The sequence below is a fragment of the Micromonospora gifhornensis genome, from assembly GCF_016863515.1.
GTDB lineage: Bacteria > Actinomycetota > Actinomycetes > Mycobacteriales > Micromonosporaceae > Micromonospora > Micromonospora gifhornensis.
This window is the reverse complement of the sequence record NZ_BOPA01000038.1, coordinates 37,234-60,218: the sequence shown is the minus strand read 5'-3', so window position 1 is coordinate 60,218 and position 22,985 is coordinate 37,234. Positions and strand designations below refer to the sequence as shown.

General features: G+C 71.7%; 25 protein-coding genes and 1 pseudogene. 15 read left to right on the top strand and 11 right to left on the bottom strand.

What is annotated here, in order from left to right; all coding sequences use genetic code 11:
- Positions 1-24: 24 nt before the first annotated feature.
- From Vgi01_RS24805 to Vgi01_RS24795, 3 genes are all read left to right on the top strand, one after another.
- Positions 25-1,275, top strand: a complete 1,251-nt coding sequence (locus tag Vgi01_RS24805) for a sensor histidine kinase (RefSeq protein WP_204292650.1) — start codon at positions 25-27, stop codon at positions 1,273-1,275.
- Positions 1,276-1,342: 67 nt separating this feature from the next.
- Positions 1,343-1,756, top strand: a complete 414-nt coding sequence (locus Vgi01_RS24800; protein ID WP_233196627.1) for an ATP-binding protein — start codon at positions 1,343-1,345, stop codon at positions 1,754-1,756.
- 70 nt (positions 1,757-1,826) lie between these two features.
- Positions 1,827-2,711, top strand: a complete 885-nt coding sequence (locus Vgi01_RS24795) for a DUF5926 family protein (RefSeq protein WP_204292649.1) — start codon at positions 1,827-1,829, stop codon at positions 2,709-2,711.
- A gap of 12 nt (positions 2,712-2,723) precedes the next feature.
- Here Vgi01_RS24795 and Vgi01_RS24790 read toward each other — a convergent pair whose 3' ends face one another.
- Positions 2,724-3,923, bottom strand: a complete 1,200-nt coding sequence (locus Vgi01_RS24790) for an arginine deiminase (RefSeq protein ID WP_102656599.1) — start codon at positions 3,921-3,923, stop codon at positions 2,724-2,726.
- A 163-nt stretch (positions 3,924-4,086) separates the two neighbouring features.
- Between Vgi01_RS24790 and Vgi01_RS24785 the strand changes: the two genes are divergently transcribed.
- The 4 genes and pseudogenes from Vgi01_RS24785 to pheA all read left to right on the top strand — a co-directional run bounded on the left by Vgi01_RS24785 (position 4,087) and on the right by pheA (position 7,213).
- Positions 4,087-4,821 (top strand): hypothetical protein, encoded by a 735-nt coding sequence (locus Vgi01_RS24785; protein WP_102656640.1) that lies wholly within the window; start codon positions 4,087-4,089, stop codon positions 4,819-4,821.
- 173 nt (positions 4,822-4,994) lie between these two features.
- Complete coding sequence (locus Vgi01_RS24780; RefSeq protein ID WP_102656600.1) at positions 4,995-5,453, top strand: hypothetical protein; 459 nt, start codon at positions 4,995-4,997, stop codon at positions 5,451-5,453.
- 196 nt (positions 5,454-5,649) lie between these two features.
- Positions 5,650-6,129, top strand: a pseudogene (locus Vgi01_RS24775) (hypothetical protein); the annotation flags it as partial.
- Between the two features lie 127 nt (positions 6,130-6,256).
- Entirely contained in the window at positions 6,257-7,213 is a 957-nt protein-coding gene (gene pheA, locus Vgi01_RS24770) for a prephenate dehydratase (protein ID WP_102656641.1), read from the top strand.
- 6 nt (positions 7,214-7,219) lie between these two features.
- Here the strand turns inward: pheA and Vgi01_RS24765 are convergent, their stop codons facing one another.
- The 3 genes from Vgi01_RS24765 to Vgi01_RS24755 all read right to left on the bottom strand — a co-directional run bounded on the left by Vgi01_RS24765 (position 7,220) and on the right by Vgi01_RS24755 (position 8,906).
- Positions 7,220-7,936: an AIM24 family protein gene (locus tag Vgi01_RS24765; protein WP_013736532.1), complete on the bottom strand. Its 717-nt coding sequence runs from the start codon at positions 7,934-7,936 to the stop codon at positions 7,220-7,222.
- 57 nt (positions 7,937-7,993) lie between these two features.
- Positions 7,994-8,338: a metallopeptidase family protein gene (locus Vgi01_RS24760; RefSeq protein WP_199180080.1), complete on the bottom strand. Its 345-nt coding sequence runs from the start codon at positions 8,336-8,338 to the stop codon at positions 7,994-7,996.
- Positions 8,339-8,474: 136 nt separating this feature from the next.
- On the bottom strand, positions 8,475-8,906 hold the full coding sequence (locus Vgi01_RS24755; protein WP_013736534.1) for an OsmC family protein: 432 nt from the start codon (positions 8,904-8,906) through the stop codon (positions 8,475-8,477).
- 183 nt (positions 8,907-9,089) lie between these two features.
- Here Vgi01_RS24755 and Vgi01_RS24750 point away from each other — a divergent pair, with 183 nt between their 5' ends.
- The 3 genes from Vgi01_RS24750 (at position 9,090) to Vgi01_RS24740 (ending at position 11,627) form a co-directional block, all read left to right on the top strand.
- Positions 9,090-9,791 carry a hypothetical protein gene (locus tag Vgi01_RS24750; RefSeq protein ID WP_204292648.1) on the top strand — a complete coding sequence of 234 codons (702 nt, stop codon included), beginning with the start codon at positions 9,090-9,092 and terminating at the stop codon, positions 9,789-9,791.
- 199 nt (positions 9,792-9,990) lie between these two features.
- Entirely contained in the window at positions 9,991-10,812 is an 822-nt protein-coding gene (locus tag Vgi01_RS24745) for an HAD family hydrolase (RefSeq protein WP_102656603.1), read from the top strand.
- The gene (locus tag Vgi01_RS24740; protein WP_102656604.1) at positions 10,812-11,627 is read left to right on the top strand and encodes an HAD family hydrolase; all 816 of its coding nucleotides are present in this window, start codon (positions 10,812-10,814) and stop codon (positions 11,625-11,627) included. Before Vgi01_RS24745 ends, Vgi01_RS24740 begins: the two co-directional genes overlap by 1 nt.
- Positions 11,628-11,666: 39 nt before the next feature.
- On the opposite strand, the gene Vgi01_RS24735 is transcribed toward Vgi01_RS24740, so the two are convergent.
- Entirely contained in the window at positions 11,667-12,272 is a 606-nt protein-coding gene (locus tag Vgi01_RS24735; protein ID WP_204292647.1) for a bacterial proteasome activator family protein, read from the bottom strand.
- Between the two features lie 98 nt (positions 12,273-12,370).
- On the opposite strand from Vgi01_RS24735, the gene Vgi01_RS24730 reads away from it, so the two are divergent.
- Positions 12,371-13,168 (top strand): alpha/beta hydrolase family protein, encoded by a 798-nt coding sequence (locus tag Vgi01_RS24730; protein ID WP_102656606.1) that lies wholly within the window; start codon positions 12,371-12,373, stop codon positions 13,166-13,168.
- 77 nt (positions 13,169-13,245) lie between these two features.
- Complete coding sequence (locus tag Vgi01_RS24725) at positions 13,246-14,442, top strand: ABC transporter substrate-binding protein (RefSeq protein ID WP_102656607.1); 1,197 nt, start codon at positions 13,246-13,248, stop codon at positions 14,440-14,442.
- Between the two features lie 83 nt (positions 14,443-14,525).
- Here the strand turns inward: Vgi01_RS24725 and ddaH are convergent, their stop codons facing one another.
- Positions 14,526-15,350 carry a dimethylargininase gene (ddaH, locus tag Vgi01_RS24720; RefSeq protein WP_343898521.1) on the bottom strand — a complete coding sequence of 275 codons (825 nt, stop codon included), beginning with the start codon at positions 15,348-15,350 and terminating at the stop codon, positions 14,526-14,528.
- Between the two features lie 68 nt (positions 15,351-15,418).
- Here ddaH and Vgi01_RS24715 point away from each other — a divergent pair, with 68 nt between their 5' ends.
- Positions 15,419-15,877 carry an Lrp/AsnC family transcriptional regulator gene (locus Vgi01_RS24715; RefSeq protein ID WP_102656608.1) on the top strand — a complete coding sequence of 153 codons (459 nt, stop codon included), beginning with the start codon at positions 15,419-15,421 and terminating at the stop codon, positions 15,875-15,877.
- 66 nt (positions 15,878-15,943) lie between these two features.
- Positions 15,944-17,827, top strand: a complete 1,884-nt coding sequence (locus tag Vgi01_RS24710) for a beta-propeller domain-containing protein (protein WP_204292663.1) — start codon at positions 15,944-15,946, stop codon at positions 17,825-17,827.
- Between the two features lie 139 nt (positions 17,828-17,966).
- Here Vgi01_RS24710 and Vgi01_RS24705 read toward each other — a convergent pair whose 3' ends face one another.
- From Vgi01_RS24705 to mobA, 3 genes are all read right to left on the bottom strand, one after another.
- Complete coding sequence (locus Vgi01_RS24705) at positions 17,967-19,046, bottom strand: T3SS (YopN, CesT) and YbjN peptide-binding chaperone 1 (protein ID WP_204292645.1); 1,080 nt, start codon at positions 19,044-19,046, stop codon at positions 17,967-17,969.
- Between the two features lie 86 nt (positions 19,047-19,132).
- Positions 19,133-19,381 (bottom strand): DUF6457 domain-containing protein, encoded by a 249-nt coding sequence (locus Vgi01_RS24700; RefSeq protein WP_013736545.1) that lies wholly within the window; start codon positions 19,379-19,381, stop codon positions 19,133-19,135.
- Complete coding sequence (mobA, locus tag Vgi01_RS24695; protein WP_204292644.1) at positions 19,378-20,043, bottom strand: molybdenum cofactor guanylyltransferase; 666 nt, start codon at positions 20,041-20,043, stop codon at positions 19,378-19,380. Before mobA ends, Vgi01_RS24700 begins: the two co-directional genes overlap by 4 nt.
- Positions 20,044-20,116: 73 nt before the next feature.
- Between mobA and fdhD the strand changes: the two genes are divergently transcribed.
- Positions 20,117-20,971, top strand: a complete 855-nt coding sequence (gene fdhD / locus Vgi01_RS24690) for a formate dehydrogenase accessory sulfurtransferase FdhD (RefSeq protein ID WP_102656611.1) — start codon at positions 20,117-20,119, stop codon at positions 20,969-20,971.
- A 74-nt stretch (positions 20,972-21,045) separates the two neighbouring features.
- Here fdhD and Vgi01_RS24685 read toward each other — a convergent pair whose 3' ends face one another.
- Together Vgi01_RS24685 and Vgi01_RS24680 are read right to left on the bottom strand one after the other, a co-directional pair.
- Positions 21,046-21,756 carry a GAP family protein gene (locus Vgi01_RS24685; protein ID WP_204292643.1) on the bottom strand — a complete coding sequence of 237 codons (711 nt, stop codon included), beginning with the start codon at positions 21,754-21,756 and terminating at the stop codon, positions 21,046-21,048.
- A gap of 76 nt (positions 21,757-21,832) precedes the next feature.
- A complete protein-coding gene (locus Vgi01_RS24680; protein ID WP_102656613.1) occupies positions 21,833-22,870 on the bottom strand; it encodes a DUF4192 domain-containing protein in 1,038 nt (345 codons plus the stop codon).
- Positions 22,871-22,985: the final 115 nt, after the last annotated feature.

Sequence of the window (22,985 nt, the reverse complement as noted above, 5' to 3'; positions counted from 1 at the left end):
GAATTGCGGTGCACACTCTGGGTCATGCCGGACCGCACCGACTACTCGGCCCTCATAGCCGGGCACACCGTCATCATCGAGATGATCAATTCCGGTGACGCGGGCCTGCCGGTCCTGAACCGACTGCTCCGGATGGCCCAGCCGGCCCTCGGTGCGGCAGGCATGGCGTTCGTGGAGTTCGCGCCGAGCGGTGGGCGGGTGATCGCCGCCACCGGCGCCGCCGAGTGGATCGTCGGTCGGCCGGTGCCGGCCAACGACCCGGCCACCACCTGCCTGCTCTCCGGGCCGCGCGTGCGGTGCGTACGGACCGACCAGCTGACCAACCAACTCGCCGTCGAACTGGCCGGCCGTGGCCTGCTGCGCATGGTCGTGTCCCGGGCGGAACTCGGCGGGCACACCGTCGGCAGTCTGCACGCTCTCTACCCCGCCGACGCCGAGGAACCCAGCACCGAGGAACGGGGAGTGGTCGCCTACCTCGGCACCTGCATCGCGCACATGTACGGCGACCACAGCCGCCTGCCGGTGCAGGGTGACGATCCGACGGTCGCGACCCGCGCCGACGGGCCGGACCTGCGGGACGCCCTCGACCAGCAACGCCACGACCGTGAACGGGACCTCTTCGTCGCCGTCACCAGCCACGAGCTGCGTACCCCGGTGACCGTCATCAAGGGGTACGCGGACACCCTCAACGACCACTGGGAGTCGCTCGGCGAGGCCGACCGGCGGCAGGCCGCCCGGGTCATCGGGCAACGGGCGAACGAACTGGCCCGGCTGCTCGACCGACTGCTCTCCTCCGCCGCCGAGGTGTGGCCGGGCGACGGTCCCCCGGCCCCGTTCGACTTCGCCGAGACGCTCCGGGTCGCCGTCGCCAACCTGCCGGCCGACCTGCGCCGCCGCGCCACGCTCCAGGTGCCGGCCGACCTGCCCCGAGCGGTCGGGCACCGGCAGAGTCTCGCCACCGTGCTCACCGAACTGGTCACCAACGCAGGAAAGTACTCCCCACCCGGCTCGCCCATCGAGATCAGCGCAGCGGCCGACGGCCGGACGGTCAGCCTCCAGGTCAGTGACCGCGGCATCGGCATCCACCCGGATCACGTCGAACGCGCCTTCGAACGGTTCTGGCAGGGCGACTCCGGCGACCGGCGGCGCTATCCCGGCACCGGTCTGGGCCTCTATCTCGTCCGTCGGATCGTTGAACAGCAGAATGGATGGGTATTCCTTCGACCGAGGACCGGCGGAGGTACGGTCGCAGAGATGCGACTGCCCTCCAGGTGACCGGTGGGAGCACGGGGGCGGAAGAGGGGCAGAGGTGTCGACCACAGCTGTCGAACGAGCGTGGTGCGTGGTGGTGCCGCACCACGCCACCGGGGCGCGGGTCGCCCGACACCGGCTGGCCACCGAGTTGGCCGAGGCGGTGACTCCGGCGATCCTCGCCGACCTGGTGGCGGTCCTGGCCGAGTTGGTGGGCAACGCCGTCCGGCACGCCGACCCGCTGCCCGGTGGGGTGGTCCGGGTGTCCTGGCGGCTGCGCGCCACGTCCGGGGGCACCCAGGTCCGGCTTCAGGTCACCGACGGCGGGGCCACCTGCGGTCCGCAGATCCGGCCCGCCGACCTGGGCGCGGCCGACGGCCGTGGCCTGCACATCGTCTCCGGGCTGGCCAGCCGGTGGGGCGTGGAACGCGACGGTCTCGGGCAGAGCGTCTGGGCCGACTTCGATCCCGTGCCGCAACGTCCGGGCCTGGTGACCGCCGGCTGAACGGCCCGCCAAGGTGGCAGGGGTGGGTCCGGCCCACGCGGTGCCGCCGGGGCCTCTAGGCTGTGTCGCCGTGAGCAAGCGTCGAAAGAACCAGCGGGCGGCCACTGCGAGCACGAAGCGGGAGCGGGTACGCGACGTCTTCGTGCCCCGCCCCTTCGAAGGGCTGGCCGACGAGCCGGAGTGGATCGCCCTGCGCGAGCTGGTGCCCGCCGCCTCCGCTCCGCTGCGGCTCACCCCGGCGCTGACCGAGGAGTACGGCGACCGCCCGATCACGCTGGCCACGGTGTTGCCGATGGCCGCCCCGGCGATGAGCCGGCAGGACGGGCGCGTCTTCATCGGGCTCCAGCGGCACCAGCAGTCCGGTGACGTGTCGCGGGATCTGGCCGAGTCGCTGCTCTGCGCGCTGCGGACGGAACCGGGCGCGCCGGTCGCCGTGCCGCCGCTGCCCGGTCCCGGGCCCCGACTTCAGGACATCCTGGCCGACGGTCCGCTGGAGATCACCCTGCACGAGGGGTTCGAGTTCTGGCTGGTTCCGGAGGCCGTCGACGACCCGACCGTGCAGGCGTCGCTGGAGCGGGCCAACGCGGCGATCTACCCGACCGTACGGTTGGCTGCCGCACCTGCCGCGTACTGGTGCCGGGTGCCGGAGAAGGCGCACGTGCGCTGGGTGCTGCCCGAGGACGAGGAGGCCGCCCTGGACGCCCTGGCGCGGCTGAGCGCGGCCGGCTCGCTGACCCTGGGTGAGTCGACCAAGTTCGCGGGCATGTTCCGTGCGCACGGGCGACTGGTGCCGGTCTGGGATCTGCCCGAGGACGTGCCGGCGAGCGACTGGGAGGAGCCGGTCGCCGAGTTCGCCAAGCGGTACGCCGAGGCGCTCGCCGAGACCGGCCCGATCGACGCAGCGGCCCGCCGGTCCCGGCAGGGTCTGCTCGGCCGCCAGCTCACCCTGCGCTGAGGGTCGCCCTTCTCACCCCCGCAGCAGGGGGCAGGACATGCAGCGGGGGCCGCCTCGGCCGGATCCCAGCTCAGATCCGGCGATCGGGATGATCTCGATGCCAGCCCGTTCCAGCTGCGCGTTGGTCTCGATGTTGCGTTCGTAGCCGACACAGAGTCGGGGTGCCAACGCCAGCGTGTTGTTGCCGTCGTCCCACTGTTCCCGCTCGGCGGTGACCGGGTCGAGGCCGGTGTCGATGACCCGGAGCTGATCCAGGTCCATCGCGTCGGCCGCCGCCCGCAGGAACGGCGCCGGCCCGTCGACCCGCGGGTCGTCGCCGTCGGCGCCGGCGATCACGGTGTACGCCGACAGCGAGGTGGCGATGTTCGGGTACATCAGCACCGCGTCGACGTCGACCATCGTGCAGATGGTGTCGAGGTGCATGGTCGCCCGTTCCTGGGCGATCGGCACGACGAGGATGGTGTGGGCCAGTTCGGCGGCGAAGACCCGACGGGCCAGTCGCTCGGCACCGGCCGGAGTGGTCCGCTCGCCCACCCCGACGGCCAGCACCCCGGGCGCCAGCAGCAGGACGTCGCCGCCCTCCAGGTGCTCCAGCTCGGGCCGGTAGACGAACTCGGTGTTGGCGAACCGCGGATGGTGGCGGTAGATCGCGTCCGTCAGGGTGGTCTCCCGGCGGCGGGCCGGCATGGCCAGGCTGGTCACGCCCACGCGGTCCCGGATCCACAACGACGAGTCCCGGGTGAACAGCAGGTTGGGCAGCGGTTCGATGACGAAGTCGTGCCGGTCCATCAGGGTGTACACCAGCCCACCCGGGCGGTCCCGGCCGATTCTCAGTTCCTCGTGGGCCAGCCCGGCCACCAGAACGCCGGCGAGGGCGGCGGGGTCGAGGTACGACAGGTGGGCGGCGACCCGGGCCCGCAGGGTGTCGCCGAGCCGGGGAGAGTCGAGCACCTGCTCGGTGAGTTCGTGCCGGGCGTCGGCCACCGCCAACGTCTCGGTGAGCAGGTCGGTCAGGTAGAGCACCTCGACGTCGCGGGCGCGCAGCGCGTCGGCGAACCCGTCGTGCTCCTCCTGTGCCCGTCCCACCCAGGGGATCGCGTCGAACAGGAGGGAGTCGTTGTTGCGTGGGGTGAGTCGGGCGAGTTCCGGCCCCGGTCGGTGCAACAGCACGCTGCCGAGCCGACCGACCTCACTGTCCACGTAGTGGCTCACTCTCGCAGCGTAGGACAGGGTTTGGCGGCATCTGGGAAAACAGCTGTGGATGAATACGGCATTCATCCGCAGTCATTCCGGCGCTCCGGCTTGCCGACCACCCGGACCAGCAACGTAGTGTAGTGGGAACGTAACTTCGAGGGACCTTTTGCCGGAGGTCGCGATGACTGTCTTCCCCGCTCGTCGAGCCGTACCCTCGCCCCGGGCACTGCCGCCCGTGGCGGTACCGCACCCCCGGACGGAGGCGGCAGGGGTGGCCGCTCGTCCGTCCCCGTTGGAGTGGGCCCGGCGTCGCCGGGCCGAGCGTGGCGCGCGGCGGCTGGAGGCAGCCGGTGCCCGCGCGTTGGGCCAACTGGGCCACCTCGGGCCGGCGTGGCACGTTGTCGACTGGCCCCGGGTGGATCCCGCCGACGTGCTGCTCGACGAGAGCGACGACAACCGGGCCGGGTTCCTCGCCATCGGTCCCAGCGGCCTTTTCGCGGTCACCATCGCCGACCACGGTAGGGCTCGCGTGCTGGTCGCCGGTGACGTGGTGCAGATCAACGGCAAGCGTCCGCCGTACGTGACGGAGGCCCGGCGGGACGCCCGGCGAGCCAGCAAGGCGCTCACCTCGGCTGTCGGCCATCCGATTCCGGTCACGCCGGTGCTGACCTTCGTCGGCTCCGGCGTGATCAGCGTCTACGGCCTGCCGAAGGACTGCCTGATGGCCACGCACCGGGAACTCGACCGGTTGCTCGTCGCAGGCGGCAACCGGATCAGTCCGGCCACGGCGGAGAAGCTCTCCCGGGTGGCCCAGCATCCCAGCACCTGGACCACCGGTGGACACCAGCCGGCGGCGGACTACCGGTGGTACGAGGACGGCCGAACGGCCGCTGACAAGGCGGCCACCCACCGGTAACGTCTGCGACGACGCCACGCGGCCGGGCTGTCCCGGCTCGGTACTCGTCCCGGCCGGCTCCGCTGCCGACCGGGACACCGATCCCACCGACGACCCGATGCGCGACGCACGGTCGGCGGTCGCCGCGATGACCGGCTAGCGTGGACGTACCGTTGGTGTACATAGGAGGCGCGGTGGCCCACGTCGAACTCTCGCTCTCGGAAGTGTTCGCGCCCACGACGGGGACACCGACAGAGCAGGAGTGCGACAACATCGGTCGCTGGTCGGCGACGGTGTCCAGCGCGGACGAGCCGTGCCTGCTGATCGACGACCAGACGCGGGTGGTGGCCGTCTCCGCCGCCGGCTGTGAGCTGCTCTGTCTGGGTACGCCGGAGGATCTGATCGGCCTGCCGCTGCTCGACGGCGGGTTGCGCCTGCTGGATTTCACCGCCAACCGGGGCGAGCTGACCGAGCCGGAGATCGACAAGATCCCACCCCTGCTCGCGCTCACCTCGGGCCGCCTGGCCCGAGGTCTGTTACGCATCGAGTCGGCCATCGTCGGTGGTCCCGACGCGACAGTCGACGCGGTCTCCACCCCGGTGCTCGCCGGTGGCGCCGTCGCCGGCTCGCTGACCTTCTTCTCCGAGGTCTGAGCACCGGTCACCGGCGCAGGCTCGCGGGCCGCTGTCGGTGCGGTCTTCCACCACGGCAACGGATCCTCCTACCATGGGCCCCACCCCATGCACGCCCCCGCATTCCCCGAGGATCGCTCCCGTGCCGTCCAGTCCCCTCCGTCGCGCCGCTGCCGGCCGTCTCCCGGCCCGCCCCGACTCGCGCCCGCGCGTCGGCGTGGCTGCCGGTGTCCTGGCGCTGACCGGGCTGCTGCTGTCCGGCTGTGGCGAGCCTCCCGAGGTGCGCGATGGCGGCACATCCGGACTGCCGACCGCCACGGCGACTCCCAGTCCCTCCGCGCCCGGCACACCCCCGCCCTCCGTCGCCGTACCGCCCGTCGCCGGCACGGCCGTTCCGACTACGGACCCCGGCCTGGTCGCCGCGGCCTGCCGGGGCGAACCGTCGGGTCAGGGCGTCGTCAATCTGGTCCGGGGGCGTTCCGGTCTCCTGCCCCGCAACGCCAAGGTCAAGGTCAGCGAAGGCCCGTTGTGCGCCGCGGACTGGCACTTCACCGCGCTGGACGTGACCGGCTACGAGCCGCTGCACGTGGTCACCCGCCGGCAGGCGGGCGCGCTACGGCTGGTCACCGCCGGCACCGACGTGTGCTCGGTCGAGGTACGGGTCACCGCGCCGCCCGGCGTCCGTAGGCTGGCCTGCGGCGACGACGCCCCGGTCACCGTGCCGTTGCCGACGGGGTTCCCGACCACACCGACGCCGTTGCCGACGACGCCCGCTGCGACGCCTTCGACCACCTCGCCCACCCCGGGTGCGTAGGCTGGACGCCATGCCGGGAACACCGCCGACCCGCTTCGCCTTCCTCGGCCCCGAGGGGACCTTCGCGGAGCAGGCGTTGCGCACCCTGCCCGCGGCCGAGCGGGGCACCCGTACGCCGGCCCGCAGTGTCGGTGAGGCGCTGGACGCGGTACGCGCCGGTGACGCCGACGCCGCGCTGGTCCCGCTGGAGAACTCGATCGGCGGCGCCGTCGGGGTGACCCTGGACGAGTTGGCCGAGGGCGAGCCTTTGGTGATCACCCGCGAGGTGATCCTGCCGGTGGAGTTCGTCCTCGGTGCGCGTGCGGGCACCTCACTGTCGGCGGTTCGCACCGTCGCCGCCCATCCGCAGGCGTCCACGCAGTGTCGCGGCTGGCTGCGGACGTACCTGCCGGACGCGACCGTGATCGACGTACTCTCCAACGGCTCGGCGGCGGCCGGCGCGGCCACCGGCGAGTACGACGCGGCGATCTGTGCTCCGGTCGGCGCGACGCGACACCGGTTGACGGTGCTCGCTGACAAGATCGCCGATCATCCCGACGCGGTGACCCGGTTCGCCCTGGTCGCCCGGCCGGGCCCGCCGCCGCCTCCGACCGGCGACGACGTGACGACGCTTGCGGTGTACATCGCGCACGACCGGGTCGGCGCGCTGCTGTCCGTACTCATGGAGCTTGCGGTCCGGGGTGTGAACCTGAGCCGGATCGAATCCCGGCCGACCGGCAAGGCCCTCGGGGAGTACGTCTTCTTCCTCGACTGCACCGGCCACGTCGCCGACGTCCGGCTGGGCGAGGCGCTTCAGGGGCTACGGCGGGTCTGCGCCGACGTACGCTTCCTCGGCTCCTATCCCCGTCACCGGTGGAGCGGGACCGAGGGCGAGCAGCCGGTGCCCGCCCCGGCCGGTCTCTCCGACGCCGACTACGCCGACGCCGCGGCCTGGCTCGCCCGGCTCAGGGCCGGCGAGCTGAGCTGAGTCGGCTCACCGGAACAGGCCGCCGAGCACCCCACCCTGATCCTGCTGACCACTGCCCATGATCGGCGGTTCCTCGGACGGCTGGACGACGACGAAGCCCTGCCCCGCGAAGCTCATCGTGTACGCCTCGCCGGTGGTACGGCCCAGCAGCGTGCCCAATCCGAGCTGGTCGGCTCGGTGGTAGCCGGTCTGCAACCCGGCCGACCAGCAGACCGCCGCCTGCGGATCCACATAGGTGGGCGCGTCGACGGCGAGCACCACCGGGGTGCCGCGGGTGGTCACGGCGATCCGGCCGTGACCGGTGAAGACGCAGTTGAACAGGCCCGTCGAGGCCATGCCCGCCCCGCCGACCATCTTGATGTCGTACTGGAGGCTGGGGTCGAAGGCCAGCACGCTGGAGCCGTTGATGGACAGCGCGTCGCCCGGTTCGAGGTCGATGATGTGTACGTCCTTGGCGAAGTCGGCCAGGAAGACGTCACCCTGGCCGGTGAGCTTCATCAGCGGCACGCCTTCGCCGGTGAGCTTCTGCTTGAGGAAGTTACCCAGCCCGCCGGAGCCGAGCGCCTGGAACTGCACATGCCCCTGGTACGCGACCATCGAACCGACGCGGGCCAGCATCTCGCCGTTGAGCTCGATCTTCAGCATCTTGGAGTTCTGGAGCCGCATGCCGGGCTGTGCGGACTCCTGCTCCAGGTTCGCCGCTGAGAACAGTTCGCTGCGCATGTCTTCCTCCGTACTCGGCCGTGCCTGGTCGAGACGATAGGTCAGCTGCGCAAACCGTCAACCCCACCCGAGGTCGTGCAGGCGCTCGTCGTCGATGCCGAAGTGGTGGGCGATCTCGTGCACCACGGTCACCGCCACCTCCTCGACGACGTCGTCCTCGGTGTCACAGATCCGCAGGATCGGGTTGCGGTAGATCAGAATGCGGTCCGGCAGGACACCTGCGTAGTCCCACCCCCGGTCGGTCAACGCGTGTCCCTCGTACAGGCCGAGCAGATCCTCCCCCGGCGGCGGATCGTCCTCCACCAGGATCACCACGTTGCTCATCAGCGCCAGCAGTTCCTCCGGAACCTCGTCCAGCGCCTCCCCCACCAGTTCCTCGAACCGCTCCCGCTCCATCTCCACCGCCACGTCACCATTCTCCCCCACCCCCAACCCACCCCCACCCCGCGATCTTGCACTTTTCGTCGCCGCATAACGGGACGTAAGCCTCATCTCGTCGACCGAAAGTGCAAGATCGCGGCGGTCAGAGGGGTGGGGGTCAGGAGGAGAGGTGGGTGGTGAGGGTGATTTCGGCGCCGGGGGAGAGGAGGCGGGAGATGGGGCAGTTCTGCTTGGCGGTCTCGGCCAGCTCGGCGAAGCGCGCCTCGTCGATGCCGGGAACGACACCGACGGTCTCCAGCGCGATGCGGGTCACGGTGAAGCCCGCGTCGGTCTTGTCCAGGTGCACCTTCGCGGTGGTCTCCACGGAGGTCGGCGTCGTGCCGGCGTCGGCGAGGGCCTTGGAGAAGGCCATCGAGAAGCAGCCGGCGTGCGCGGCGCCGATCAGCTCCTCGGGGTTGGTGCCCTCACCCTCCTCGAAGCGGGACTTGAAGGAGTAGTTGCCCTCCAGTCCCCCCTTGCCCGTGCGAATGGTGCCGGACCCTTCGGGGAGGTTGCCCTGCCAGCGTGCGGAAGCGGTACGAATAGGCATGCAGCTGACGCTAGTCGAACGCGCACCCGCCAGGCGACCGACCCCGCCTGCTGCGTCCACGTTCCCCGGTGGGAGAGGCGGGCTGTGCCAGAATTCGTCACAGACCCCACCCTGGGCACGCAGCTGAGCCACGAGCACGCAGCAGGCCACGAGCAGGCAGCCCGGCCACAAGGAGGCGCAGCGGTGACCCATGACCTCCCCATCCCCCGCCAGGAGGACCGCTCCGAGAGCAGCAGCGTCCTCGAGTGGGGCACGGAGGACGAGCAGACCACCAGTACGAGCCGGTGGCGCTCGGCCCTCGGCGGCCTCGGCCACGACCACCGGGTGCCGCTGCTGCTCGGCGGGCTCGGTGTCGCCGCCACCCTCGCCTCCCTGCTCGGCGAATGGGTCACCGTCACCCTGCCCACCGGCAGCGAGCGGATCGAGCTGCCGAGCAGCGTGTCCGAGGTCGGCGGTCTGGGCGTCGGCTACCTGGTCGGGATGCTGATGCTCGGCGTCGCGGTGGCCCTCGCGCTGCGTGGCACCGCCGCCGTACGCGCCAACGCCCGGGTCGCCGGCCTCGCTCTGGCCGTGGGTCTGGTCGCCGTACTGGTGGCCACCGCCGTTTCCCTCGAAGACGGCGGCAACCGAGCGGCGTTGGCCTACTCCACCGAGGATGGATTCGCCGTCGAGCTGGGACGAGGTCTGGTCGCGGCCTTCGCCGCCGTCCTGCTGTTCGTCGCCGCCCTCGCCCGCACCACCACCGGGCCGGAGGGTGCGACAAGCGAGCCGGGTCGACGTCAGCCCCGCCCCCGCCGCCAGTTCGATGCCACCGACGAGGACGAGGACCGGCGGCCGATCGACATCACCGTCAGCCCCACCGTTCCCTTCGCCCGCGAGCCCTGAGTCGACCGAGCGGTCCCCACACTGCTCCGGCGGCCACCGGACGTTGAGCGGCAGCTCTTCCGCTCGCCGTATCCGATTCGCCTGGAAGCCGTGGTTGCCACCCGTTCCACGAGGTACGGTTGCTGCCCGCCGTCACGCCGGGTCGCCACCTGACGACCGGAAACGGCTGGCTGCGACGGCGGTGGGCGAAGGAGGAAAAATGACGCGCCCGGGCCTGCCCAAGCTGATCGCCACCGACCTCGACGGGACGCTCGTGCGCAGCGACGACACCGTGTCGGCGTACACCCATGAGGTTCTGGACCGGGTGCGTGCGGCCGGGATTCCGGTGGTCGGCGCCACCGGCCGGGGCCCACGGCTGACCGAGTTGACCCGCAACGACATCCGCGCCGCGGACTTCCTGGTGATGGCCGGTGGCGGCCGGGTGGTCGACCAGAGCGACCCGGCCGGGCCGGTGGTGCTGCGCGACGAACGGCTCTCCAGCGAGGTGCTGGCCACCCTGCTGGCCGACCTGGAAGCCGCGGTCGGCCCGCTGACGGTGATGGTCGAGGCTTCCGACGAGCACGACGCCCCCCTGTGGGGCGACTACCACCCGGCCTGGCCGTATCAGGACCGGTTCGAGGTACGCACCCGCGACGAATGCCTGGCCGGAGACGTGATCAAGGCGTTCGCGCGGACCGCCGACCACCATGTCGACGAGTTGCTGGCGGCCGCCAGGGAGATCATCCCGCCGCACCTGGCCGCGCTCACCCAGGCCGGGCTCGGCTTCATCGAGATCAGCCCGTCAGGGGTGGACAAGGCGACCGGGCTGAGCGTGGTGGCGCAGAGCCTCGGCGTCGACCCGGCCGAGGTGCTGGTCTTCGGTGACATGCCGAACGACCTGCCGATGTTCGAGTGGGCCGGCTGGGCACGGGTGGCGGTGGCGAACGCCCACGCCGAGTTGCGTGCCGTGGCCGACGACGTGACCCTGCGCAACGACGACGACGGGGTGGCGGTCTACCTCGACCGGCTACTGTCCAGGTGATGGAGGCACTCCCACGCCTGGTCGCCAGCGACATCGACGGCACGCTGCTGCGCGACGACGCGACGCTCAGCGCCCACACCGCCGAGGTGCTGGCCCGGATCTCCGCCCGGGGCACGCCCGTCGTGCTGGTCACCGGCCGACCGATCCGCTGGCTGAAACTGGTGTACGACCAACTGGCCGAGCCGGTGCCCGCAGTCTGCGCCAACGGTGCGGTGGTCTACGACCCGGTGAACGACGAGGTGCTGCGCGCCGATCCGCTGGCCCCCGATCTGCTCGCCGAGGTGGCCCGCCGGCTGCGCGCCGAGGTGCCCGGGGTGAGCTTCGCGGTCGAGATCGCCGACAGCCGGCAGATGCGGCACGAGGCGCACTACCCGATGCGCTGGGACGCCGACGACACGGCGATCCGGGTCGTGGCGACTCCGGACGAGCTGCACTCGCTGCCGGCGGTGAAGCTACTGGTGCGGGCCGAGGAGCAGCAGGATCCCGACCGGTTCACCGAGTTGGTCGCCGCCGCGCTCGCCGGACTGGCCGAGGCCACCCACTCCTCGCGGTCCGGCCTGGTGGAGATCTCGGCGGCCGGGGTGACCAAGGCGGCCGGTCTCGCGTGGTACTGCCACCGGCTCGGCATCGAGGCTGACGAGGTGCTGGCCTTCGGCGACATGCCCAACGACGTACCCCTGCTGACCTGGGCCGGCCGGGCGGTGGCGGTGGCCAACGCGCACCCCGCCGTACGGGAGATCGCCGACGAGGTCACCGCGGCGAACTCGGTCGACGGGGTGGCGGCGTACCTGGAGAAGGTCTTCGGGGTGGACTGACGGCTGCGGGGCGCGGCACGCCGCACCCCGCAGCGATCGTCAGAGGTACTGGCCGGTGCTGTGGCCCTCGCCGCCCGGCACCTGGCCCAGGCCGGGCATGCCCGGCAGGGCCGCTCCGCCCGGCCCGCTCGGCAACGCCTGTCGGCCGGAGCGCATCTGCTCCAACTGCACCCGGGCGGCCATCTGCTGGGCGACCAGGGCGGCCTGGATGCCGTGGAACAGCCCTTCCAGCCAGCCGACCAGCTGGGCATGGGCGATCCGCAGTTCACCCTCGGTCGGGGCCTGGTCCTCGGTGAACGGCAGCGAGAGTCGCTCCAGCTCCTCGCGCAGCTCGGGCGCCAGCCCTTCCTTGAGCTCGACGATCGACCGCTCGTGGATCTCCCGCATCCGATGCCGGCTGGCGTCGTCCAGCGGCGCGGACTTGACCTCCTCCAGCAGCTGCTTGATCATGCTGCCGATCCGCATCACCTTCGCCGGCTGCTCGACCAGGCGAGTGGGGTCCTCACCCTGGCCGTCGTCGGTCTGCACGGTGCCGACGGGTCGGCCGTCCGGGCCGACCACCACCACGGTGCCCGAGTGCCCGGCGCCGTCCCGGCCAGGCTCGTCGTTCTGTCCAGCGGTACGCGCTTCGGTCATGGCATCCATCTTGACTCAGCCACCCCCGTCGTCGCCTGCCGGCCCGGCCGAGAAGGTGCGATGGACCCGTCCGGTCGGCCGCCGACCAGCCGCGCTACCGTCGGCCGATGTCGCCCGATCCCCGCGCCGTGCTCAGCCGACCCGCGCCCGAGCCGGACCTCACCGTCGCCTACGGCGAGCATCCCGACCAGGTCGCCGATCTGCGCCGCCCGCCCGGCGCGGCCGTGCCCCGCCCACTGGTGATCGTGGTGCACGGCGGTTTCTGGCGCGTGGAGTACGACCGGCGGCACACCGACTCGCTGGCCGTCGGGCTGGCCCGGCTCGGCTTTCCGGTGGCACAACTGGAGTACCGCCGGACCGGGCAACCCGGTGGTGGCTGGCCCGGCACGCTGACCGACGTCCGCTCCGGGGTGTCCGCACTGCCGGGGCTGGCCGCCGCTGCGCTGCCCGGTCAGGTCGCGCCGGTGCCGCCGATCCTGGTCGGCCACTCGGCCGGCGGTCATCTCGCGCTGCACACCGCGACGCACTCACCGCAGGACGTCGGCGGGGTGCTCGCGCTCGCCCCGGTCGTCGACCTGGCCGAGGCGTACCGGCTGGATCTGGACGCCGGCGCGGTGGCGGCGTTGTTGGGTGGTGGGCCGGCCGATGTGCCCGATCGCTACGAGGTCGCTGACCCGCGAATCACCCCGCCTCCCTCAACACGGACGGTAGTGATTCATGGCACCCTGGATCAGCACGTTCCGGTCGACATGAGCAGGGCGTACGTGCAAGCCGCACAGGCGCTAGGTGCGGATATGCACCTTGTCGAGCTGCCCGACTGCGAACATTTCGGGCTCATCGACCCGGAGTCTCCGGCCTGGCCGCAGGTTACCGCCGCGTTCCGTTCTCTTGTTGAAGATCATTAACCATTGACGCAGCGTCGCTAAGCAGGTAGAACGCCGGAGGGGCGGGAGGCCCCGGCAGTACATCCGAAGGGAACCCGGTGTCGCAGATGAACCGTAGGCGGACACTCCAGATGCTGGCCGCGCTCGGCGCGGGCGGCCTCGCCGCCGGATGTGCCTCGGACGCCGAGGAGCCCGCGAAGCCGAAGAGTCCGGTCAAGGTCGGGCTCGTCGCACCGCAGTCCGGAGTCGGCAAGGCCGTCGGTGACGAGTTGCGTAACGGCTTCCAGCTCTATCTGGATCTCAACGAGGGCCGACTCGGCGGCCATCCGGTAAACCTGCTCGTCGCCGACGAGGGTGACACCGTCAAGTCCGGTCAGGCCGCCGTCGACGGACTGCTCAAACAGGGCGTGCTCGCACTGACCGGAGTCGCCTCCTCGGCGGTCATGTTCGGCATCCGGGACACCATCGAGCAGGCCCGGGTGCCGCTGATCGGTTCCAACGCCTCGCCCTCCAGCCTCCAGAGCGTCGTCTACATCTGGCGCACCTCGTACGTGCTCGACGAGGCGGGCCGGGCGCTCGGCCGCTACCTGCGGGACGCGTTGGGCCCCGACGACCGGATGGCGATCGTCATGCCGGAGTCGGCCGTCGGCGGCGACGACGTGCTGCTCGGCTTCCGCCAGGAGTTCGGCGAATCCGACCCGCGCATCGCGGATCAGGTCATCTTCACCACCAACAACGCGAACCCGGGTAAGGGTGCCTTCGTCCGGGACATCGACCGCGCGTTGAGCCGCAACCCGTCGGCCGTCTTCTGCTTCTACTCCGGCCCGGCGGCGGCGGAGTTCATCATGCAGCTCCGCGACGCCGGCTTCCAGGGCGGCATCTACGCTCCCGGGTTCCTCACCGAGGGCACCGTGCTGGAGAGCGTCAGACCGGCCAACGACGCCCTGGGCATCCGCACCGCGTTGAACTACTCCGCCGACCTGAACAACGCCGCCAACCGTCGGTTCGCCTCGGCGTACCGCAAGAAGCACAGCGCCTCGCCGACCACCTACGCGATGGCCTCGTACGACGCGGCGAAGGTGCTCGACCAGGCGATCCGCCTGGCCGGCGAGGACCCCACCCCGCAGACGGTCAACCTGGCGCTGGGCCGCATCGGTCAGATCGACAGCCCGCGCGGTGCCTGGCAGTTCAACCAGCCGCGTACCCCGCAGCAGAAGTGGTACCTGCGGGAGGTTCAGCACGACGGCCAGGTGTTGTCGAACGTGATGGTCAGCGAGCTGGCCACGCTGGGCTGACCACGCCGGGCTGACCACGCTGGGTTGGCCACCCCGGTTCATCGCCGCGACGAGCAGGGTCGGCGACCCTGCTCGTCGTCCGCTCAGTGCCGCAACTCGGCGATGCAGCACTTCACGCTACCGCCGCCCTTCTTCAGCTCGGCCAACTCCACCGGCACCGGTGTGTAGCCGGCCGCCTTGAGCCGCCCGGCCAGCCGGGTCGCCTCGCTGTTGAGCACCACGTTCGCGCCGTCGCTGACCAGGTTGAGTCCGAAGGCGAGGACGTCCTCCGCCTCCGCCAGCACCGCGTCCGGGAAGAGTTGGGCGAGCACCTTCTGGCCGGCCGTGGAGAAGGCCCCCGGGTAGTAGACGATGTTGCCGTCGTCGATCGAGGCGAGAGCCACGTCCAGGTGGTAGAAGCGCGGGTCGACCAGCCGCAGCGAGATCACCGGGCGGCCCAGCGCCTCCTGCGCCTCGGCGTGCGCGGCCAGTTCGGTACGGAATCCGTACCCGGCGAGGATCAGCCCACCGTGCGCCTCCGGCAGGTACGCGAAATCGCCCTCGCCCTCGTTCGTCTCGTTGGGCGCAATGAACCGCCAGCCCTGCGCCTCGTAGAACGCCCGGTGTGCCGCCGCCTCGGCGGTGCGCTGGTGGTGCTTGAACCGGGCACCGTAGACCGTCCCGTCGACGCTGAACGCGCCGTTGGCGGCGTAGACCATGTCGGGCAGTCCGGGCTCGGGAGCCAGCAGGTGCACCTCGTGCCCCAGACCGACAAGGGTCTCCCGCAGGCGGTCCCACTGCTTGACGGCCAACTCCGGGTCTACCGGAATGGTCACGTCCATCCACGGGTTGATCGCGTACTCGACCGCGAAATGCTCCGGTGAGCACATGAGGTATGTCCGCTTTCGCGGCACTCGCTGCTGGTCCACGATCACTAAGAGTAGGTAGGCTCAGACTTTCGTAACAGCCACGACCATTGCTTCTCAGGAGCGGAACGTTGCAGATCGACGCGGTTGACCAGCGAATCATTGCATTGCTCGTCGCTGATGCCCGTGCCTCGTACGCGGATATCGGCACCCGGGTCTCACTCTCCGCTCCAGCCGTCAAGCGACGGGTGGACCGACTGCGTGCCGCCGGGGTCATCCGGGGATTCACCGCCATCGTCGACCCGGCGTCGGTCGGCTGGACCACCGAGGCGTTCGTCGAGCTGTTCTGCGCCGGCCGCACCACCCCGGCACAGATCGGCGCCGCGGTGCGCCGCCATCCCGAGGTGGTCGGGGCGTACACGGTCTCCGGGGAGGCCGACGCGCTCGTGCACCTGCGGGCCGCCGACATCGCCCACCTTGAACAGGCGTTGGAGCGGTTGCGGGCGGAGGGTTTCGTGACCTCCAGCCGCAGCACCATCGTGCTCTCCCGGCTTGTCGAGTCCCCCGGCGTCGGCCCGTCGATCAGCTGACCGTCGGTCAGGATCTCGCGGCCGGTGCGGAACCGGACGACGACCGGCGGCGTCGAAGCCGACATGATGCGGGCAAACAGAGTCGTCGCGGTCGGCAGCACCCTTGTCGCGTTGACCCTGCTCGCCGGCAGTACGGCCGGTCCGAACCCGGTCCGGCCGACCGGGTCGGTGATGGTTCCGGTGGCCGCCCTGACCTCGTTCGACTCCTGCGCCGACGCCCTGACCGAACTGCGCGCCGCGGCCCGCGACTCGGTGGGGCCGTACGGCTTCGAGGACGGCACGCTGTTGAGTGCCCGGACGGCCGTCGCGGCCGGGGCAGAGGGAGCTTCCGGTTACGCCGCGCCTGACCACTCGAAGACCAACAACCATGAAGCCGACGCGGACGAGCCGGACGTGGTGAAGACCGACGGCCGACGGATCGTCACGGTCACCTCCGGCGTGCTGCGGGTGATCGACCCGGCCAGCCGACGGATCACCGGCCTACTCGACCTGCCCGGCGCGCAGGAGGGCGCCTACTGGGGCTCGTACCGGCTGCTGCTGCACGGCGACCGGGCGCTGGTGCTGGCCGACGGGTCGCCGTTCGTCGCGGTGGACCGAGCCTGGCCGGAACCGCCGGTCGAATCGGCCCGCCTGTTCCTGGTCGACCTGGCCGGTGCGCCCGCGGTGCTCGGCTCGTACCGGATCGAGGGCAGCCTGCTCGACGGCCGGCTGACCGGCGACACCGCGCGGGTGGTGGTCCGCACCGCACCCCGGATCGAGTTCCCGCTCGACGCGACCGGCAGCGACCGGGCCCGAACCCGGCAGAACCGCGCGATCATCGACCGGGCCGGGATCGAGTCCTGGCTGCCGGAGTACGAGTGGACGGCCGGCGACGAGCGGCACACCGGTCGGGTCGACTGCGATCGACTCAGCCGTCCGAAGCGGATGACCGGCACCTCGCTGCTCACCGTGCTCAGCTTCGACCTCGCCGCCGACCGGCTGGGCGCGGGCGACGCGGTCAGCGTCGCCGCCGACGCGACCACCGTCTACGGCACGGCGCGAAGCCTCTACCTCGCCGGTCAGCAGCCACAACCGGGAATGGGCCTGCTCCGCTGGCGACCCACCGTCCGCGACCAGGTCACCGAGATCTACCAGTTCGACACCAGCGAGCCGGGTCGTCCCCGCTACCTCGCCGCCGGCACCGTGCCGGGCTGGCTGATCAACCAGTACGCGCTCTCCGAATGGGACGGGCACCTGCGGGTGGCCACCACCGTCGGTGACGTCTGGGGCGAGGAACGCCGATCCGAGTCGACCGTACGGGTGCTGCGCCGCGACGGCGGTTCGCTCGTACCGGTCGGTGCGGTCGGTGGGCTCGGACGCGGCGAACGCATCTACTCCGTGCGGTACCTCGGGCCCGTCGCGTACGTGGTGACCTTCCGGCAGACCGACCCGCTCTACTCACTCGACCTGACCGACCCGACGAAGCCGCTGGTGACCGGCGAGCTGAAGATCACCGGCTATTCCGCGTACCTGCATCCGCTGCCCGACGGGCGGCTGCTCGGCGTGGGTCAGGAGGCCGACGGACAGGGCCGCACCGAGGGCGTCCAGGTGTCCCTCTTCGACGTCCGGAACCCGGCCCGGCCGACCCGACTGGATCAGTGGCACCTACCGTCCGGCTGGTCCGCCGCCGAGCACGACCCACACGCCTTCCTGTACTGGCCGGCCACCGGCCTGGTGGTGCTGCCGGTGGACACCGGCCTACGGCTGCTGCGGGTCAGCGCCGACCGGATCAGCGAGATCGGTCAGGTCACCCACCCGACCGCCACGACGGACAGCGACCGGGCCTGGCGGCGACCGGACGTACAGCGTGCACTGGTGATCGGCGACGTGCTCTGGACCGTCTCCGAAGCGGGCCTGCGGGCCTCCGATCCGGCCACGGCCCAGAGCCTCGGCTGGATCCCGACGACCTGAATCACCCTCCCCCGAGGGGTGGGGCCCGGTATCTGGGGATCTCCGGGCCCCACCTCTTGACCTCGACGGCGCCCGACCTGACCTCGATGGCACCTCGACTTGGTCTCGACGGCGCCTCGACTTGATCTCGACGGCGGGCTCAGAGGTACATGCCGGTGCGGTGCTCACCCCGCCCCGGCTTGTCCCCCTCGCCGAAGAAGCGCTTGCCGCCGAACTCACCGTGCAGCCGGTCGTCCAACTCGTCGGCCAAGCCGGTCATCACCTGCACGGCGAGCATCAGGTGGGTGGGCTGGAAGTTGCGGCCGAAGACCGGGATCGACGCCCAGACGGTGTCGTCGGCACAGTAGAGCCGGCCGATCGGCATCCGGTTGGTCAACTCGGAGAGCTTGACGTAGAGCCGCTCGGTGGGCTCGACCTCGGTGAGGACCGGGGAGAAGACGTCGACCAGCGGCGGGTTGTCGCGTACCCGGACGAAGACCATCGCCGAGCCGGCACGGATGTTGATGTCGCCGTCGGAATCGACCTGGACCCGGTCGGAGTCGGACTTCAGCATTGTCGACACCACCGTCCGGACCCGCTCGGCCAACTCCAGCACCTCGGTGTCCGCGCCGGAGTCAGCGGTGTCCGCCAGCGCCTGCGCCAGATCGGTCTCGATTTCCCGGCCGGTACCGAACTCGCCGCGTGCGGTGCCCAGTGGCGCACCGGCAAGCGGCTCACCCTCCGCGTCGACGATCAGGTAGACCAGGAACGCCGGGTGCGGCGCACCGTAGATGTCGCGCAGCGTACGCGAGATCAGGGCGGCCAGCCGGCTGCTCTCGGTCACCGCGCAGTGCAGGCCGAACTGGTCACCGGAGCCCTCCAGCACCCCCGGCGGCGACCAGCCCAGCGCGACCATGTCAGCCACCGCCGACCGGTCCAGCCGGTAGCCCTGCGGCAGGGTCGCGTTGCCCACCGCCCGCGCCGTCAACGCACCGTCCTCGGTGACGTCGACGCTGACGGAGTAGACGGCATCGTCGATACCGGAGGCCATCGGGTCGAGGGTCAACTCCACGTGGGCCCCCGGTGGCAGGGCCGCCAGCCGGTCGGCCAGTGCCCGGGCGAACTCCCGCCACGCATGGGTCACCTTCGCCCGTAGGTCGGCCGTGCTCGGCTCATCGAGCAGAATCGACTCGTGGTGTGCCGGCGTACCGGGCGGTGCCGAGGGGTGGTCTGCCGTCATGATCGCCTCCGTCCGTTCCGGCCACCCTACCGAGCCCGCCGTCTACAGGGATCAGCCCGGACCGTGATCGGACACCGCTCACGCGGTCAGCGGTCGCCGCCCAACTCGACGGGCCAGGTGCCGGCCAACTCGGTCAGCCGGGCAGCTGCCACGGCGGGATCCGCACCCCGGCCGACCGCCAGACCGAGCAGGTAGGCGGTGACCGGTGCACCCGGCCGGAGCACCTGATGGGCCACGTCCCGGGCCAGGTCGAGCACGGGTTGTACCGGCACGTCGGCCGGGTCGACACCCAACTCGGCGCAGGCCGCCGTGAGCCAGTCGTCCATCACCGTCATCGCGACCACTCCTCCGCCTGCCGCAGGTCCCGCTCAGTGTCGCAGTCGAACCAGGGCGCAGGGCCGTCACCGGTCCAGGTCAGCTCGCGTACGGCGAGGTCGGCGAGCAGTTCCCGCAACGCGGCTCCGGCCAGATCGCCCCGTCGAACGGTCAACCGGTCCAGGGCTGAGCGCAGCGCCGCGGGCCGCCACACCCCACAGAGCAACTGCCGCCGCCCGTCCTCGTCCACGAAACAGACTCCGTCGACAGGTGGCTCGCTGCTCGACGCGGCAGGTGGGGCGCTGCTCGACGCGGACGGTTCGGCGCTGCTCGGCCCGGCGGGTGGGGCGTCGAGGTGACGCAGCAGTTCACCGACGGCGGACCGGGTCAGCAGCGGCAGGTCGGCCGCGAGCAGGGCGACGGCCGGCACGTCAGCGTGGAGCAGGGCCAGCCCGGCTGCGGTGGCGGCCACCGGCCCACCGCCCGGTGGCGACTCGCGGGTCAGTCGTACACCCGCCGGGGCCGGTCCGGGCCCGACCAGGATCCGAGGCGACGCGTCGGCGACCGCCGCGAGCACCCGCTCCCGCATCGGCACACCGCCGACGGGCAGCGCCGGCTTGTCCAGTCCGCCCAGCCGGCGGGCCGCACCGCCGGCGAGCACCACCGCCGCGTACGCGCTCACCGGGCCACCGTAACGCCACGCACTTCCCAGGGCTGGTCGGGCCGGGGCGCGGCGGTCGGGGCAGGATGGTGGGGTGGGACGTGCTGCTGACCGCCGCGTGGTGCTCCGCGTGGACCTCGACGCCACCGCCGACGGGCGCACACTGACCCGTCGGCCGGACACCCTCGCCGCCGAGGAACCGCTGGAGATCCGGGTCGGTGCGGCCGGGCCGGGTCGCCGCCGCCCGCTGTCGGTCACCATGCGTACCCCCGGCGCGGACCTGGACCTGGCGCTCGGTTTCCTGTTCGCCGAAGGACTGATCCGGTCGGCGGACGACGTGTCGACCGCACAACTGTGTGCCGGCGCGGAGACCCCGAACACCTACAACGTGGTCGACGTGGCGCTTGCACCCGGCGTGCCGGAGCCGGCTGCCGAGGCGAGCCGCCAGTTCACGACCACGAGCGCCTGCGGGGTCTGCGGCAAGGAGAGCATCGAGGCGGTGCGGACCCGGTCGATGTTCGAGGTGGCGGGCGACCCGCTCACCGTGCCGGCGGAGTTGCTGGCCGAGTTGCCGCAGCGGCTGCGCGCCGGGCAGCGGGGCTTCGACCGTACCGGCGGGCTGCACGCCGCAGGGCTGTTCACCGCCGACGGTGACCTGGTGGTGCTGCGCGAGGACGTGGGCCGGCACAACGCGGTGGACAAGGTCATCGGCTGGGCGGTACGCGAACGGCGACTGCCGCTGGCCGGGCACGTCCTGCTCGTCTCCGGACGGGCCAGCTTCGAGCTGACCCAGAAGGCGTGGATGGCCGGTGTGCCGCTGCTCGCGGCGGTCTCGGCACCGAGCACCCTCGCGGTCGATCTCGCTGCCGAGGCCGGGATGACCCTTGTCGGTTTCCTGCGCGGCCGGACCATGAACGTCTACACCGGCCCGCACCGGGTGAGCGCCTGACGCGAGCATTAAGCGGCTCGCGAGCATTCAGCGGCTCGCGAGCATTCAGCGGCTCGCGAGCGGCTCATGGTCGCTCAGCGGTTCGCGAGCAGCTCGAACAGCCCCAGCCGGACGGCGGCGTCCCGGGCTATCAGGAAGCCGGCGATGCCCAGGACCCAGCCGAGCATGCTCCCGGACGACCTGACGATCCACGCGTTGAGTCGGGCGAGGACCGGCTCGACCAGCCTCGGCCAGGCCAGTCGCGCACCCAGCAACACCACCGCCGGCAGCACCATGACCAGGCAGTATCCACCGAGCAGGGCGACCACCGCCGGCACGTCCAGCCCCGAGGTGCTCAACAGACCGAGGGCACCCAGATACGGCAGCATGGTCGCCACCTCGGCCAACGCGGCGAACAACGCCAACCCGACCAGCCAGCGCCCGGACGAGTCACCGGCGGTGACCCGATCCCGCCAGCGCAGCACCCGACCGGTCCCGGCGCCGCGCTTGCCGTCGTACCGGAAGCTCACCAGCAGCAGGCCGACCCCGAACACCAGCTGTGCCCAGATGACCGGCCGGTTGTCCAGCGCTCCGCCCAGCACGTCGGCCAGGCCGCTGCCGCCGAAGTAGAGCGCCAGCCCCACCACGAGATAGAACCCGGCGATGGTGCCCAGGTAGGTCAGGATCCGCCGGCCGCTGACCGGGCCGGGTGCCAGCAGCAGCCACACCGGGATGAACAACGTGCCGATGCTGGTGCTGTCGATCAGGGCGAGCCCGACGAGCGAGAGCAGCAGTGCAACGCTCATGCGCCCCCCGACGCCGCCCGGAACATCCGCCGATTATCCGGCGTCGCGGTCCACCCCGCTGCCCCGGTCAGATGTGTCATCGCCGACGGGGGCGCGACTTGCGCCGCTCTCGGCGGGGTGCCACCACCGGCCCGTCGGCCGGCCACCCGTCGAGCCGGGACGGCGGCACGCCGCGACGCAGCAGGTCGTCGATCAGCAGGGCGAGTGAGTATTCCGGATGCACGGCCAGCACCCGTTCCAACGCCACCGCCGCCAGGGCGCCCTGCCCGGCCCGCCAGGCGGCGAAGGCCAGCAGCGCCCCCGGAGCCGCGATCAGATCCGGTTCGACGCGACGCAGCAACTCCGTCCAGAACGCCACGTCCTCGTCCCGGCCATCGGTGCGCTCCCAGGCGTGGTCGCGTACCGGAAGGTGGGTCAGCAGCAGGCACAGCCAGGCGACCTCGTCGTCGGTGAGCTGCGCACCACGGTCGTGCCGACGCCGGGCGGCACGGTACGCCGCCACACCCGCCGCCCGCAGTGCCCGCGCGCCGAGCAGATCCGCCGGGGGTGCCGCCGCCAGCAACCCGGTCAGCCGCTGCTCGGCCCGCTTCGCGGCGTGCCGGGCCGCTGCCCCGCCGATCGGGGCGAGCTGAGCGGCGAGCGCCGCCCGGTCGGGCAGGGCGACCTGGCCGGCGAAGACGGCCGCCGCCGGCACCGCGCTGCCCTGCGGGTCGTACGCGGTTCCCTCCGGCGGGCAGCACTCCGGTTCGGTGCAGAGGTACGACCACCACCGTCCGTCGGTGACCCGCAGCGCGTCGAGCACGGCCAGGCCGGCCTCGGTCAACGCCCCTCGAACCGCGTCGAGCGCCGGGGTCACCCGGGCGGCCGGACCGTACCCGATCACGGTTGCCGAATCGGCGTTCTGCTGAGCGGTGACCGCCGCGATGTGCCCGGCAGCTTCGTCGTGCTCGGTCTCGCCGGGCAGGTCGCCACGGGCGACGAAGACCACCCGGGAGGCCGACAACGCCACCACCACGACGCTGTCGGTCGGATGGAAGCCGAGCAGGTACGGCACCGCGGCGATGAGGTCGGCGGGCGAGCGGACGGTCAGCCGGGGAATCTCCGTCGAGTTCATGGGGCCAGCCTGCGAGCCGAGCGGTACGCGCCGCCGCCCCTGTGGACGACACGCCGGTTATCCACAGCTACTCAGCGTATTTTCCCTGGTCGGCGCAGTTTCGATCCGTCCGCCA

What these genes read in the sequence shown, in the direction of transcription:
- Vgi01_RS24785 (WP_102656640.1), top strand. Translation starts at nt 4,087, where the DNA reads ATGACTGTCTTCCCCGCTCGTCGAGCCGTACCCTCGCCCCGGGCACTG.
- Vgi01_RS24805 (WP_204292650.1), top strand. Translation starts at nt 25, where the DNA reads ATGCCGGACCGCACCGACTACTCGGCCCTCATAGCCGGGCACACCGTC.
- Vgi01_RS24700 (WP_013736545.1), bottom strand. Translation starts at nt 19,381, where the DNA reads ATGACGGTGATGGACGACTGGCTCACGGCGGCCTGCGCCGAGTTGGGT.
- Vgi01_RS24685 (WP_204292643.1), bottom strand. Translation starts at nt 21,756, where the DNA reads ATGAGCGTTGCACTGCTGCTCTCGCTCGTCGGGCTCGCCCTGATCGAC.
- Vgi01_RS24735 (WP_204292647.1), bottom strand. Translation starts at nt 12,272, where the DNA reads ATGGATGCCATGACCGAAGCGCGTACCGCTGGACAGAACGACGAGCCT.
- Vgi01_RS24740 (WP_102656604.1), top strand. Translation starts at nt 10,812, where the DNA reads ATGGAGGCACTCCCACGCCTGGTCGCCAGCGACATCGACGGCACGCTG.
- pheA (WP_102656641.1), top strand. Translation starts at nt 6,257, where the DNA reads ATGCCGGGAACACCGCCGACCCGCTTCGCCTTCCTCGGCCCCGAGGGG.
- Vgi01_RS24765 (WP_013736532.1), bottom strand. Translation starts at nt 7,936, where the DNA reads ATGCGCAGCGAACTGTTCTCAGCGGCGAACCTGGAGCAGGAGTCCGCA.
- Vgi01_RS24755 (WP_013736534.1), bottom strand. Translation starts at nt 8,906, where the DNA reads ATGCCTATTCGTACCGCTTCCGCACGCTGGCAGGGCAACCTCCCCGAA.
- Vgi01_RS24680 (WP_102656613.1), bottom strand. Translation starts at nt 22,870, where the DNA reads ATGAACTCGACGGAGATTCCCCGGCTGACCGTCCGCTCGCCCGCCGAC.
- Vgi01_RS24745 (WP_102656603.1), top strand. Translation starts at nt 9,991, where the DNA reads ATGACGCGCCCGGGCCTGCCCAAGCTGATCGCCACCGACCTCGACGGG.
- Vgi01_RS24730 (WP_102656606.1), top strand. Translation starts at nt 12,371, where the DNA reads ATGTCGCCCGATCCCCGCGCCGTGCTCAGCCGACCCGCGCCCGAGCCG.
- Vgi01_RS24705 (WP_204292645.1), bottom strand. Translation starts at nt 19,046, where the DNA reads ATGACGGCAGACCACCCCTCGGCACCGCCCGGTACGCCGGCACACCAC.
- Vgi01_RS24710 (WP_204292663.1), top strand. Translation starts at nt 15,944, where the DNA reads ATGCGGGCAAACAGAGTCGTCGCGGTCGGCAGCACCCTTGTCGCGTTG.